Source organism: Pseudoduganella sp. SL102, assembly GCF_027856995.1.
In the GTDB taxonomy this organism is placed as follows: domain Bacteria; phylum Pseudomonadota; class Gammaproteobacteria; order Burkholderiales; family Burkholderiaceae_D; genus Rugamonas; species Rugamonas albidiflava.
This window is the reverse complement of sequence record NZ_CP115554.1, coordinates 6,080,054-6,093,836: the sequence shown is the minus strand read 5'-3', so window position 1 is coordinate 6,093,836 and position 13,783 is coordinate 6,080,054. Positions and strand designations below refer to the sequence as shown.

General features: G+C 68.1%; 9 protein-coding genes. 8 read left to right on the top strand and 1 reads right to left on the bottom strand.

The genetic code is table 11. The features are described 5' to 3' along the window. Nucleotides 1-88: 88 nt before the first annotated feature. Complete coding sequence (locus OU994_RS25780) at nt 89-595, bottom strand: GAF domain-containing protein (protein WP_131144453.1); 507 nt, start codon at nt 593-595, stop codon at nt 89-91. Nucleotides 596-780: 185 nt separating this feature from the next. Between OU994_RS25780 and OU994_RS25775 the strand changes: the two genes are divergently transcribed. The 8 genes from OU994_RS25775 to pdeM all read left to right on the top strand — a co-directional run bounded on the left by OU994_RS25775 (nt 781) and on the right by pdeM (nt 13,658). Beyond that, the gene (locus tag OU994_RS25775; protein ID WP_281608243.1) at nt 781-1,893 is read left to right on the top strand and encodes a hybrid sensor histidine kinase/response regulator; all 1,113 of its coding nucleotides are present in this window, start codon (nt 781-783) and stop codon (nt 1,891-1,893) included. Next, on the top strand, nt 1,890-5,234 hold the full coding sequence (locus tag OU994_RS25770; protein ID WP_281608242.1) for a PAS domain S-box protein: 3,345 nt from the start codon (nt 1,890-1,892) through the stop codon (nt 5,232-5,234). Before OU994_RS25775 ends, OU994_RS25770 begins: the two co-directional genes overlap by 4 nt. A gap of 10 nt (nt 5,235-5,244) precedes the next feature. Next, complete coding sequence (locus tag OU994_RS25765; RefSeq protein ID WP_281608241.1) at nt 5,245-5,643, top strand: MAPEG family protein; 399 nt, start codon at nt 5,245-5,247, stop codon at nt 5,641-5,643. Between the two features lie 117 nt (nt 5,644-5,760). Next, nucleotides 5,761-7,551, top strand: coding sequence for an ATP-dependent DNA helicase RecQ (locus OU994_RS25760; protein WP_281608240.1), 1,791 nt, complete (start codon nt 5,761-5,763; stop codon nt 7,549-7,551). A gap of 153 nt (nt 7,552-7,704) precedes the next feature. Beyond that, nucleotides 7,705-8,844 (top strand): ligase-associated DNA damage response exonuclease, encoded by a 1,140-nt coding sequence (locus OU994_RS25755; protein WP_281608239.1) that lies wholly within the window; start codon nt 7,705-7,707, stop codon nt 8,842-8,844. Continuing rightward, nucleotides 8,837-10,483 (top strand): ATP-dependent DNA ligase, encoded by a 1,647-nt coding sequence (locus OU994_RS25750; RefSeq protein WP_281608238.1) that lies wholly within the window; start codon nt 8,837-8,839, stop codon nt 10,481-10,483. Before OU994_RS25755 ends, OU994_RS25750 begins: the two co-directional genes overlap by 8 nt. Further along, nucleotides 10,480-12,951, top strand: coding sequence for a ligase-associated DNA damage response DEXH box helicase (locus OU994_RS25745; protein ID WP_281608237.1), 2,472 nt, complete (start codon nt 10,480-10,482; stop codon nt 12,949-12,951). Before OU994_RS25750 ends, OU994_RS25745 begins: the two co-directional genes overlap by 4 nt. Further along, nucleotides 12,948-13,658, top strand: coding sequence for a ligase-associated DNA damage response endonuclease PdeM (pdeM, locus tag OU994_RS25740; protein WP_373922489.1), 711 nt, complete (start codon nt 12,948-12,950; stop codon nt 13,656-13,658). Before OU994_RS25745 ends, pdeM begins: the two co-directional genes overlap by 4 nt. Nucleotides 13,659-13,783 lie beyond the last annotated feature (125 nt).

Here is a 13,783-nt window from a genome sequence, read left to right as displayed (position 1 = left end):
TCCTGTAGTCAACTCCCTTAGCCAATTCGTGCCGGCAACCCGACCGGCCCGGACAGGGGCGTCGACTAACCGCGGCGGGCGTACCGCATCAGGCGCGCGTCTGTTCCAGGATCTTCACCAGCGACTCGATGCCGCGCGCATCGACATCATCGAAACGGTTGGGCAGCGGGCTGTCCAGGTCGAACACCCCGGCGACCTGGCCGCCGACGAAGACCGGCACCACCAGCTCCGAGCGGGAAGCGGCGTCACAGGCGATGTGGCCCGGGAACGCATGCACGTCCGCCACCACGATCGACTCGCCTTTCTCGACGGTGCTGCCGCACACACCGCGGCCGCGCTTGATGCGGATGCACGCCGGCTTGCCCTGGAACGGGCCCAGCACAAGTTCGTCCGGCGTCGGCAGGAAGTAGAAGCCAGCCCAGTTCAGGTCCGGCATGGTATTGAATACGAGCGAGCTGAAATTGGCGGTATTGGCGATCCAGTCCGTCTCGCCGTGCAGCAGGCCGGTCAGCTGCGAGCGCAGGTCGGCGTACATGGTTTCCTTGGCTTCGCGGCTGTCGGTACGGTAGGCGGTGTCGGAGAGGGAGAAAGTCATCGTGCGATCCTGTCTGGCAAAGAGCGCATTTTACCCGTTCGGGCCCGCCGCCGCCGGGGGGCGGGCCGCCGGTCCGCCGATGTTGTCGTTTCAACTATGCGCTGTCATTTTGGCAAACGTTGTAGCATTATGGCTATTGAATGCCGCACTCCGGCCCGACCCAGACCCTACATGACCGCACCGCAGTGACCGCACCGATCAACATCCTTGTCGTCGACGACATTCCGCAAAACCTGATCGCCCTCGAGGCGCTGCTCGCGCGGCCCGGCCTCGCGCTGCTGAAGGCCGCATCCGGCGCCGAGGCGCTGGAACTGCTGCTGGTGCACGAGGTGGCGCTGGCGCTGGTCGACGTGCAGATGCCCGGCATGGATGGCTTCGAGCTGGCCGAGCTGATGCGCGGCAGCGAACGCACCCGGGCCATTCCCCTGATCTTCCTGACAGCCGCGTCGCGCGAGACCAACTACCGCTTCCGCGGCTACGAGGCGGGCGCCGTCGACTTCATGTTCAAGCCGATCGATGCGCAGGCCCTGCTCAGCAAGGTCAATGTGTTCGTCGAGCTGTACCAGCAGCGCAAGCAGCTGTCCCAGCAGCTCGACGAACTGCAGCGCGCGCTGCACATGAACGAGATGTTCATGGCCGTGCTGGGGCACGACCTGCGCACGCCGCTGTCGGTGGTGATGAACGGCGCCATGCTGCTGCCGATGATGACGGACCACCCGAAAGTGGCCGTCACCGCGCAGCGCATCGGCGGCAGTGCGAAGCGGATGGCGCAGATGGTCGACCAGCTGCTCGACCTGGCCCGTATCCGTTCCGGTGACATGCAGCTGAAGAAGGCCAGCCGCGACGTGGCAGAGCTGTGCCGCGCGATCGCCGAGGAATTCGCGGTGCCGGACAAGGCGCCGCGCGTGCAGGTCGAAGTGCGCGGCGATCCGGCGGCGCAGGTCGATGCCGGCATCTTCGCCCAGGTGATCGCCAACCTGGTGGGCAATGCGCTGCAGCACGGCGAACCGGAGCACGCGGTGCTGGTGAACGTGGACGGCACGGCGCCGGAGCGGCTCCGCCTGACGATCGGCAACCGCGGCGTGATCCCGGCCGCCCGGCTGGCCGGGATCTTCGAGCCCTACCAGCACCGCGACGGCGCGCGCAAGGCTGGCCAGGGCCTCGGCCTGGGACTGTATACCGCCAGCACCTTCGTGCACGCGCATGGCGGCGAGATCGACATCGCTTCGGACGAAGCAATGGGCACCACCGTGGTCACGGTGACGCTGCCGCGCGCGGCCGCGCGGGCCGCCGCATGAGCGCGGGCAGCGTGGCGATGGCGCCCGCGCCCGGCTACCAGCCGCGCGGCGGCGGCACCATGGGCGACCTGGTACGCGCGTTTGACTGGGCCGGCACCGCGCTGGGCCCGCTCGCCGGGTGGTCCCCGGCCTTGCGCACCACCGTCGACATCCTCCTCAACTCGCCGATCGCGATGGTGCTGATGTGGGGCCCGCGGCACGTGATGGTCTACAACGACGGCTACATCGAGATCGCCGGCGCGCGCCACCCCGCGGCGCTGGGCGGCACGGTGCCGGAAACGTGGCCGGAGATCTGGGACTGGAACCGGGCGATCCTGGAAGCGGGCCTGCGCGGCGAAACCCAGCAACACAGCGGCAAGCTGCTGACGCTGATGCGCAACGGCGTGCCGGAAGACGTCTGGTTCGACCTGTTCTACACACCCGTCCACGATACCTGCGGTACGGTGGGCGGCGTGCTGTGCACGGTGGTCGACGTGACGCAGCGGGTGCAGGCGGAACGGGCGCGCGAGCAGGACCGCGCGCAGCTGGACCAGCAGAACCGCCGCCTGCGCGAGGAAACCGGCCTGCTGCGCGAGCTGTTCGAGCAGGCGCCCGGCTTCATGGCCGTGCTGCGCGGGCCGGATCACGTGTTCGAGCTGGCCAACCGGCCCTACCAGCGCCTGGTGGGCGGGCGCGACATCATTGGCAAGCCGGTCGGCGAGGCACTGCCGGAAGTGCGCGGCCAGGGCATCGTCGACCTGCTCGACCGGGTCTATGCCAGCGGCGAACCCTACGTGGGGCGCCAGCTGAAGATCGACCTGCTGGGCGACGACGGCCTGCTCGAGCCGCGCTACCTCGATTTCGTCTACCAGCCGCTGCGCGCGCCCGGTGGCGCGGTGACAGGCGTGTTCGTCGAAGGCGTCGACGTCACCGAACACATCCTCACCGAGGAGCGGCTGCGCATGGCCCAGCAGGCCGGCGGCATCGGCAGTTTCGAATGGTTCCCCGCCAGCGGCAAGCTGGTGGTCTCGCCCGAATACCGGCGCGTGTGGGGCCTGGGGCCGGATGTCGAGGTGACCGAGCAGCTGCTGGTCTCGCTGGTCGATCCGCGCGACCGCGACCGCGTGGGGCCGCACCGGCTGGACCGCGACCCGAATCCTCTGGCCTACACCGAATACCGCATCCGCCGCCCGGATACCGGCGAAGTGCGCTGGCTGGCCCGGCAGGGGGAAGTGGTCGAAGGCGCCACGCCGGCGCAGCGCCGCTACATGGGCGTGGCCTTCGACATCACCGGGCGCAAGCGGATCGAGCAGCAGCTGCGCACCAGCCAGGACCGGCTGGCGGCGATCTTCGGGCAAGCCTCGGTCGGCTTGTCCGAACTGTCGCTGGAAGGGCGCTACACGCGCGTCAACGGCGCGCTATGCCACATGCTGGGCCGCGCCGAGGAAGGCTTGCTGGGCCTGCACATGGAAGACCTGATCCATCCGGACGACCTGGCGGAAAACCGCGCCCAGGTGGCGCGGCTGAAGGAAACCGGGGTTCCGTTCACGTTCGAGAAGCGCTATGCGCGGCCGGATGGCGAATGGGTGTGGATCGCCAGCAGCATGAGCCGGCTGGACGACGAGGCCGGCCAGCCGGTGGCCCTGATCGCCGTGAAGACCGACATCACCGAGCGCCGCCGCATCGAGGTGGCGCTGCGCGACTTGAACGATACGCTGGAACAGCGCGTGAGCCGTGAAATCGCCGAACGCGACAAGGCCGAGGAAGCGCTGCGCCAGGCGCAGAAGATGGAAGCGGTGGGCCAGCTGACCGGCGGCGTGGCGCACGACTTCAACAACGTGCTGCAGATCATTTCCGGCAACCTGCACCTGCTGGCCCAGCAGGTCGGCGGCGACGAGGCGGTGCGCCGGCGGCTGGACATGGCGATTGCCGCCGTGGAGCGGGGCGCCAAGCTGTCGTCGCAGTTGCTGGCGTTCGCCCGCCGGCAGCCGCTGCAGCCCGTCGTCACCGACCTGGGCCGCCTGGTCTCGAACATGGACGAGCTGCTGCGCCGCGCACTGGGCGAGGCGGTCGACCTGGTCACGGTGGTCGGCAGCGGCCTGTGGAATACCCTGGTCGACCCCGGCCAGATCGAGAACGTGGTCCTGAACCTGGCGATCAATGCGCGCGATGCGATGCAGGGCGCCGGGCGCCTGACGATCGAACTGGGCAACGCGGTGCTCGACGAGCATTACGTGAGCCAGCTGGCCGACGTGCCGGCCGGACAGTACGTGATGCTGTCGGTGACCGATACCGGCTGCGGCATGACGCCCGAGGTGCTGCAGCGCGCCTTCGAACCATTCTTCACCACCAAGCCGGAAGGCGAGGGCACCGGCCTGGGGCTGTCGATGGCGTACGGCTTCGTCAAGCAGAGCCGCGGCCACATCCGCATCTACAGCGAGCCGGGGCAGGGCACCAGCGTGAAGATCTACCTGCCGCGCACGATGCTGGCCGAGAGCGCCGAACCGGCCGCGCAGGATGGCGCGGCCGATGGCTCGATCATGGGCGGCACGGAAACCATCCTGGCGGTGGAAGACGACGAAGGCGTGCGCACCGTGGTGCTGGACATGCTGTCCGCGCTGGGCTACCGTGTGCTGGCGGCCGAGAACGGCGAACAGGCGCTGCGCATCATCGAATCGGGCGAGCATGTCGACCTGCTGTTTACCGACGTGGTGATGCCAGGCCCGCTGCGCAGCCCGGAGCTGGCGCGCATCGCCCAGCAGGTGCTGCCGAACCTGGCGGTGCTGTTCACGTCCGGGTATCCGCAGGATGCCATCGTGCACGGCGGGCGGCTGGACGCGGGGCTTGAACTGCTGAGCAAGCCTTACCGCCGCGAAGACCTGGCGCGCAAGCTGCGCCATGTGCTGAACAACCGCATGCACCAGATCCAGGCGCGCGAGCGGCAGCAGTCGGCCAGCCATCACCTGCTGGAACCGCAGCCGCAGCATGCGCAAGCGCATCTGCACCATTCGTCGCTGCGCGTGCTGGTGGTGGAGGATAACCAGGATTCGCTGCAGATGGTGTGCGAACTGGTGGGGATGCTGGGGCATACGGTGTCCGGCGTGGGCGATGGCGAGTCGGCCTGGCAGCTGATGGAAAGCCAGGAATTCGACGTGCTCTTTACCGACGTGAGCCTGCCCGGCATGTCCGGCATCGACCTGGCGCGCAAGGTGGCGAAGGAAAAGCCGGTGCGCATCATCTTCTCGACCGGCTATGGCAAGGAAGCGCTGGACCACCTGGAATTCGCCGCCGCGTGCCTGCGCAAACCCTACGACTTGATGGACCTGCAGGCGGCGCTGGACAACGTTCCGCGCCCCGGCTGAAAGGAGCGACATGACGACCGAACTGGCATTGCTGGGCTGGACCCTGGTGTTGGCGATCGTACAGATCCTGCTGCACTCCACGCTGCGTTCTCGTGAAACGGGCCCGGAATTCAATACCGGCGCGCGCGACGGCGAGGCGCCGCCGCCGGGCAAGATCACGGCGCGGCTCGAGCGCGCCAAGCTGAACCTGTTTGAAACCCTGCCGCTGTTCATCGGCGCCGTGCTGGCCGCCCACCTCGCCGGCGTGCAAGGCACGCTCACCTGGTGGGGCTGCTGGCTGTATTTCGGCGGCCGCGTCGTCTACCTGCCGCTGTATGCGTTCGGCGTGCCGATGGTGCGTTCGCTGGTGTGGCTGGTGTCCATGGTGGGGCTGGGCATGGTGCTGTACGCGCTGCTCGGCAATAGCTGAAATTGGCCAAGTGGGCACTCCTACATGCAGAGTAGGCGGCGTCCTATGGCGGCTGGACCGTAAGCCTCCTATCGTACTGATTACGATAGTCCACGGGCGCCTCGGGCGCACATCCACATGGTTACCAGAAACCTGAGCGCCGGCGAACTGCGCGGCGCACAACGGGCAGGGGCGGCGCTGACCCGGCGCATCCGCAACCTGCTCCACAACGTGTTCGGCGTCGATCACCTGCGCGCCGGGCAGCAGCGCGTCATCGACAGCGTGCTGGAAGGGCGCGACACGCTTGCCATCATGCCGACCGGCGGCGGCAAGTCCCTGTGCTACCAGATTCCCGCCTCGATCTTCAAGGGCACCACGGTGGTGGTATCGCCGCTGATCTCGCTGATGAAGGACCAGCTGGAAAAGCTCGAGGAGATCGGCATCGGCGCGGCCCAGCTGAACAGCAGCCTGTCGCGCCAGGAAGAAGTCGAAGCGCTGGACAGCATACGCAACAACCTCAGCCGCATTGTCTTCTGTACCCCCGAGCGGCTGGCCACGCCCGAGTTCCTGGCCGTGCTGCAGGAAACCCATATCTCGCTGATGGTGGTGGACGAAGCCCACTGCATCTCCCAATGGGGCCACGATTTCCGCCCGGCCTACCTGGAGATCGGCGCCGCGCTGCGCGCGCTGGGCCAGCCGCCCGTGCTGGCGCTGACGGCCACCGCGACCGAGGATGTCATCAAGGACATCTCGCAGCAGCTCGGCGCGCGCCGCATGAACGTGATCAACACGGGCGTGTACCGGCCGAACCTGCGCTACCGGGTGATCCAGGTCACCAATCCGGCCGAGAAAACCGCGCAGGCGCTGCGTCTCGTGCGCGAGACGGCCGGCGTGGGCATCGTCTACGCGGCCACCGTGAAGGCCGCCGAGGAAATGCACGCGGCGCTGGAAGAAGCCGGCGAAAGCGTGGCGCTGTACCACGGCCGGCTGCCCGCCAGGGAGCGCAAGGAAAACCAGGACCTGTTCATGGCCGGCGAGCGGCGCGTGATGGTGGCCACCAACGCCTTCGGCATGGGCATCGACAAGAGCGATACGCGCTTCGTGATCCACCTGCAGGTGCCGGCCAACCTGGAAGCGTATTACCAGGAATCGGGCCGCGCCGGCCGCGATGGCGAACCGGCCGACTGCACGCTGCTGTACTTCCAGGACGACAAGCGCCTGCAGCAATTCTTCCTCGTCAAGCATTACCCGACGGCGCAGGAACTGCGCGACGTGTACGAAGCCGCCGCGGCGCGCGTGCCATGCCAGGCGGCCGTGATCTGCGAGGCCGTGGCGCATGTTCCGGACAGCCAGTTGAAGGTCTGCCTGAAATTGCTCAAGGATGGCAAGCTGCTGCGGCAAAACCGCAAGCTCGACTGGCTGCTGACGACCCGTGACGCGAAGGCCGCCGATTTCGCGCAACTGGCCGCCATCTACGAGGAAAAGCAGGAGCGCGACCAGCAGGCGCTCGAACAGATGGTCGCCTATGCGCAGAGCGGCTATTGCCGCTGGAAGCTGCTGCTCGATTACTTCGGCGACGATTCGGCCAGCGTGGCGGAGAGCGGGGCGGAGGGCGCATCGGCCAAGTCTTCTTCCAGGCTCCTGGCCGCGGCGGCGGGTGCGCGTACCCCCGGCTCCTGGGGCTGCGGCTGCTGCGACAATTGCGTATCGCCACCGGCCGTGCAGCCGGTCGAGGATGAGGATCCGCTGTTCGAGGACGTTCCCGGGCCGATGGTGCCGCAGCTGCCCGTGTTCGCCGTCGGCAGCCAGGTCAAGGTACCGAAATTCGACATCGGCACCGTGCTGTCCGTGGCCGGCGACCAGATCACCATCGAGTTCCCCGAGAACACGACCAAGACCTTCATGGCGGAGTTCGTGCAACCCGCGTGAGCGGCGAGGGGTACACAGAACGCTGACCAGCGGGGCTGACCCGCTGTTGACCTGCCCACGTATCCAGCCAAACCCTTGCCCGCCGGACTTTGTGCGCTGGCGGACAGAGCACCCGCCTCCGGCTGGCTAGAATGGCCTGAAGGAGGAATGCATATGGCCGGGGACATGGTCGTGGTGCGCAGGGAAGGCTTGTACTGCGTGCCGGGAGATTTCTACATCGATCCGTGGCGGCCCGTCGATCGCGCCGTCATCACGCATGGCCATGGCGACCACGCGCGCGTGGGGCACGGCCACTACCTGGCGGCCGCGCCCGGTGTCGGCATCCTGAAGTCGCGCCTTGGCGACATCACCGTGCAGGGGCTCGAGTATGGCGACACCGTCGAACACAACGGCGTGCGCATCTCGCTGCATCCGGCCGGGCACGTGCTGGGTTCCGCGCAGGTGCGCATGGAGTGCGGCGGCGAAGTGTGGGTGGCTTCCGGCGACTACAAGGTCGAGGCCGACGCGACCTGCGCGCCGTTCGAACCGGTGCGCTGCCATACCTTCATCACCGAATCCACCTTCGGCTTGCCGATCTACCGCTGGGAACCGCAACAGCAAACCTTCGACGACATGAATGCCTGGTGGCGCCGCAACGCCGAACAGGGCCGCGCCAGCCTGATGCTGAGCTATGCCTTCGGCAAGGCGCAGCGCATCCTGTCCGGCCTCGACCCCAGCATCGGGCCGATCGTCTGCCATGGCGCCGTCGAGCCGCTGAACCGGGTGTACCGGGCAGCCGGCGTGGCGCTGCCGCCGACCCGGATGGTCAGCGAGGTGGACAAGGCCGACCTGAAAAGCGCCATCATCATCGCACCGCCCTCGGCGGGCGGCTCGCCATGGGTGCGCCGCTTCGGCGATTTCTCCGATGCGTTCGCCAGTGGCTGGATGCTGTTGCGCGGCGCGCGGCGGCGGCGCGGCGTCGACCGGGGCTTCGTGCTGTCCGACCATGCGGATTGGCCGGGGCTGATGGCGGCCATCAAGGGCACCGGCGCCGAACGCGTCGTCGTCACGCACGGGTCGATCCCGATCATGGTGCGCTGGCTGTGCCAGAACGGCTACGACGCCAAGGGCTTCGATACGGAATACGGCGACGACGAAGCCGAGGAAGCCGCCGCGGCGGAAGGAGACGCGCCCGGCGCGCCGGAACCGCACCCGGATGCGAAACGCTGGGTCTCCCCCGAAAAGGCCGAGGCCGCCCGCGCGGCAGGCACCGGCGACCGCCCGGCGGGCGGCGAGGAGGAAGGCGATGCGTGAATTCGCGGGCCTCTACGCGGAGCTCGACGAGACCACCGCCACCAACCGCAAGCTCGAGGCCCTGAAGGCGTATTTCAGCAGCGCGGCACCGGAAAACGCCGCGTGGGCCGTGTATTTCCTGGCCGGCGGCAAGCCGCGCCAGGCGATCCCCGTGAAGCTGCTGCGGCAATATGCCACGGAGTACGCGATGCTCGACGAATGGCTGTTCGACGAGTGCTACAACGCCGTGGGCGACCTGGCCGAAACCATCGCGCACATCCTCCCCGAACCGAAGCACCGCAGCGACGTGGGGCTGGCCGAGTGGATCGAACAGCGCATCGCGCCGCTGCGGGGCGCCGCGCCGGAAACCATCCGCGCCGCGCTGTTCCAGTACTGGGACGAACTGGAGACACGCGAGCGCTTCCTGCTGGTGAAGCTGATCGGCGGCGGCTTCCGCGTCGGCGTGTCCAGGCTGCTGGTGACGCGGGCGCTGTCCGGCATCGCCGCCGTGGACGCCAAGCTGATCGCGCAGCGGCTGATGGGCTGGACGGATGGCAGCGTCAGCCCCACGGCTAAGGGATTCCTGCAACTGATCGCGCAGGAATCGCCGGACGAACATGCGCAGCGCGGCGGCCAGCCCTATCCGTTCTTCCTGGCGCACCAGCTCAACGCGGACCCCGCCACGCTTGGCGAGCTGGAGCGCTGGCAAGTCGAGTGGAAGTACGACGGCATGCGCGCCCAGGTGGTGCGCCGCGATGGCAGCTGGGTATGGTCGCGCGGCGAAGACCTGATCACCGAGCGCTTTCCCGAACTGGCGTCGCTCCCGCTGCCGGATGGCACCGTGGTCGACGGCGAAATCCTCGTCTGGCGCGGCGGCGAAGGCGAAGCGGATGCGCCGGCACCGTTCGCCGACCTGCAAAAGCGCATCGGCCGCAAGGCGCTGTCGGCCAAGTTCCTGGCCGAGTACCCGGCCGTGCTGGTGGCCTACGACCTGCTGGAACGCGACGGCGTGGACCTGCGCAAGCTGCCGCAATGCGAGCGCCGCACCCTGCTCGAACAGCTCGTGGCGGACGTGGCTTCGCCGCAGCTGCGCATCTCGCCGCTGGTCGAGGCCGACAGCTGGGAAGCGCTGGCCACCATCCGCGAGGAATCGCGCATGCGCGGCGTGGAGGGCATGATGCTGAAAGCGAAGGATGCGCAATACGGCGTGGGCCGCACCAAGGACGTGGGCACGTGGTGGAAGTGGAAGATCGATCCCTACAGCGTGGATGCGGTGCTGATCTACGCCCAGGCCGGCCACGGCCGCCGCGCCTCGCTGTACACCGACTACACGTTTGCCGTATGGGACAGCGACGGCAACGGCGGCCGCCACCTGGTGCCGTTCGCCAAGGCCTATTCGGGCCTGACCGATGCCGAGATCGCGCAGGTGGACAACGCCGTGCGCCGCACCACGGTCGAGCGCTTCGGTCCGGTGCGCAGCGTGCGGCCGACCATGGTGTTCGAAATCGGCTTCGAAGGCATCCAGGCCTCGCCCCGGCACAAGTCCGGCATCGCCGTGCGCTTCCCGCGCATCCTGCGCCGGCGCGACGACAAGGCCGTGGAGGAAGCCGATACGCTCGACATGCTGAAAGGCTTGCTGGCGGGGGCGTCCGGCGCATGACGGCGGTCGACGACTGGTTCGCCGCGCGCGGCTGGACGGTCTTCCCGTTCCAGCGCGCCGTGTGGGAAGCGGCGCTGGCCGGAGAATCGGGCATGCTGCATGCCACCACCGGCTCGGGCAAGACCTACGCCGTATGGTTCGCCGCGCTGCTGCGGGCGATGGCGGCGGCATCGCGGAAGGACAAGAGAAAGGCGGCCGGCTTGCGCGTGCTGTGGCTGACACCGATGCGCGCGCTGGCGGCCGACACGCTGCGGGCCCTGACCGACTCGGCGGCCGACCTGGTGCCGGGCTGGACCATCGATGCCCGCACCGGCGACACATCGTCGGCGGCCCGGGCGCGGCAGGCCAGGCGCTTGCCCGAGGCGCTGGTGACGACGCCGGAAAGCCTGTCGCTGATGTTGTCGAAGGCCGACGCGCAAGAGCAGTTTTCCATGCTGGACATGGTGATCGTCGACGAGTGGCACGAACTGATGGGCAACAAGCGGGGCGTGCAGGCGCAACTGGCGCTGGCGCGGCTGCGCCACTGGAATCCCGGCCTGGTGGTGTGGGGCCTGTCCGCCACGCTGGGCAACCTGCAGCGGGCGCAGGAAGTCCTGCTGGGGCCAGGCCGCAGTGGCGTACCCGCCGGCACGATCGTCGAAGGCAGCCTGCGCAAGGAAATCGTCATCGATACGCTGATCCCGGCCAATCCATCGCGCTTTCCGTGGGCCGGCCACCTGGGCATCCAGATGCTCGGACCGGTGATCGGCGAGATCGAGCGGCACGCCACCACGCTGGTGTTCTGCAACACCCGCTCGCAGGCCGAGCTGTGGTACCAGAACATGCTGGAAGCGCGGCCGGACTGGGCCGGCCTGATCGCGCTGCACCACGGCTCGCTGGACAAGGAAGTGCGCGACTGGGTGGAACTGGGGCTCAAGAAGGGCTCGCTGAAAGCGGTGGTGTGTACCTCCAGCCTCGACCTGGGTGTCGATTTCCTGCCCGTCGAGCGGGTGCTGCAGATCGGCAGCGCCAAGGGCATCGCCCGGCTGTTGCAGCGCGCCGGGCGGTCCGGCCATGCCCCGGGGCGCGTGTCGCGCGTCACCCTGGTGCCGACGCAGAGCCTGGAATTGCTGGAAGCGGCCGCCGCGATCCAGGCGGTGAAGGACCGCGACATCGAATCGCGCCCGGTGCCGGACAAGCCGCTCGACGTACTGGTTCAGCACCTGGTGACGGTGGCGCTGGGCGGCGGCTTCACGTCCGCGGCGCTGTACGAGGAGGTGCGCACGGCGTGGTCGTATCGTGACCTGGCGCCCGAGGAGTGGCAATGGGCGCTGGATTTCGTCGCCCGTGGCGGCCAGAGCCTGACCGTGTACCCGGAATACCGGCGCGTGCTGCCGGACGAGGCGGGCGTCTACCGCGTGCCGGACGCCGCGATCGGGCGGCGGCACCGGATGGGCATCGGCACCATCGTCTCGGAAGCCATGATCCAGGTGAAATTCCAGAGCGGCGGGCGGATCGGCACGGTGGAAGAGGGCTTCATTGCCCGGCTCAACAAGGGTGACCACTTCCTGTTCGGCGGGCGCGTGCTGGAATTCCTGCGCGTGCATGAAATGACGGCCTATGTGAAGCGGGCCACCGGTGCCAGGGGTGCGGTACCCCGCTGGCAGGGCGGCAAGATGCCGATGTCGTCCGAACTGGCGCACGCGGCGCTGGAACAGATGCGGCTGGCCACGGAGGGCATCTTCCGCGGGCCGGAGATGGAAGCGGTGCGGCCGCTGCTGGATATCCAGGCGCGCTGGTCGGCACTGCCGACACCGCAGCGCACCGTCATCGAAAGCGTGCACAGCCGCGAAGGCCACCACCTGTTCATGTATCCGTTCGCCGGCCGTTCCGTGCATATCGGGCTGGCGTCGCTGCTGTCCTGGCGCGTGGGCCGGCTGCGGCCGGCCACCTTTTCCATCGCCGTCAACGATTACGGGTTTGAATTGCTGGCGGCGGAGGAGGTGCCGTGGGCGTCCGTGTTCGATGCGGAGGCCGGCAGCGACGTGGCGCTGTTCACCACCGACGGCCTGCTGGAAGACGTGCTGGCCAGCCTGAATGCCACCGAGCTGTCGCAGCGGCGCTTTCGCGAGATCGCCCGGATCGCCGGCCTGATCTTCCAGGGCTATCCGGGGCAGCCGAAAAGCAACCGCCAGTTGCAGGCCTCGTCGTCGCTGTTCTTCGAGGTGTTCCGCAAGCATGATGCCGGCAACCTGCTGCTGACGCAGGCGCAGCGCGAGGTGCTGGAGCAGGAACTGGAACTGAAGCGCCTGCGCGCCACGCTGGAAGCCTTGCAGGCCCGCTCGGTCAGCTACCATGAAACCAAGCGTGCCACGCCGTTCGGCTTTGCGCTGATGGTGGAGCGGTTCCGCGAAAAACTCAGTACCGAAAAGCTGTCGGACCGGGTGGCGCGCGTGCTGCGCGAGCTGGAGAAGGCGGCCGGGCCATGAGCGGCAAGGCTGGCAATGAGGTGGGCGGCCAGGTGGGCGACCAGGCGGGCGGCGCGATGGCCATCGAGCTGGCCGGCGAAAGCGTGCTGCTGCTGCCGGAAAAAGCCTTGTACTGGCCGCGCCCGCGCATGCCGGTGGTGGCCGACATCCACTTCGGCAAGGCGGCCTCGTTCCGGGCGCTGGGCGTGCCGGTGCCGCGCGGCACGACCAGCGAAAACCTGGCCGGCCTCGACGCGCTGCTGGCAACCCACGATATCGGCCATATCCTGTTCCTGGGCGATTTCCTGCATGCGAAGGCCGCGCATGCCAGCGCCACGCTGCAAGCCATGCTGGCCTGGCGCGAACGCCACCCCGTGCTGGCGCTGACGCTGGTGCGGGGCAACCACGACAAGCATGCCGGCGATCCGTCGCGCCTGCTGCGGATCGACCTGGTCGACGAACCCCACCGCATCGGGCCATTCGCGTTCTGCCACCACCCGGACTTGCCGGCGGACGAAGCCTATGTGCTGGCCGGCCATGTGCATCCCGTGTACCGGCTGGCGGGGCGCCGCGATGCCTTGCGCCTGCCCTGCTTCGTGGCCGGCGCGCGGCGCGCCATCTTGCCGTCCTTCGGCGCGTTCACCGGCGGCCATCCGGTCGAACCCGCCGCCGGCGAGCGGTTTTTTCTCGTCGCGGACGACCGGATTTTCGCTATCGGCCCGGGATAAGTCGAAGATAAGTCGAGGCTAAGCTTACAGTAGGCGTTCTCCTACAGTCAGACATGTAGCCGTCCTATATTTGCTGTTCAGTGCTTCCACTACCATGAAGTCTCCTGTTGCCCGAACGTTATTAC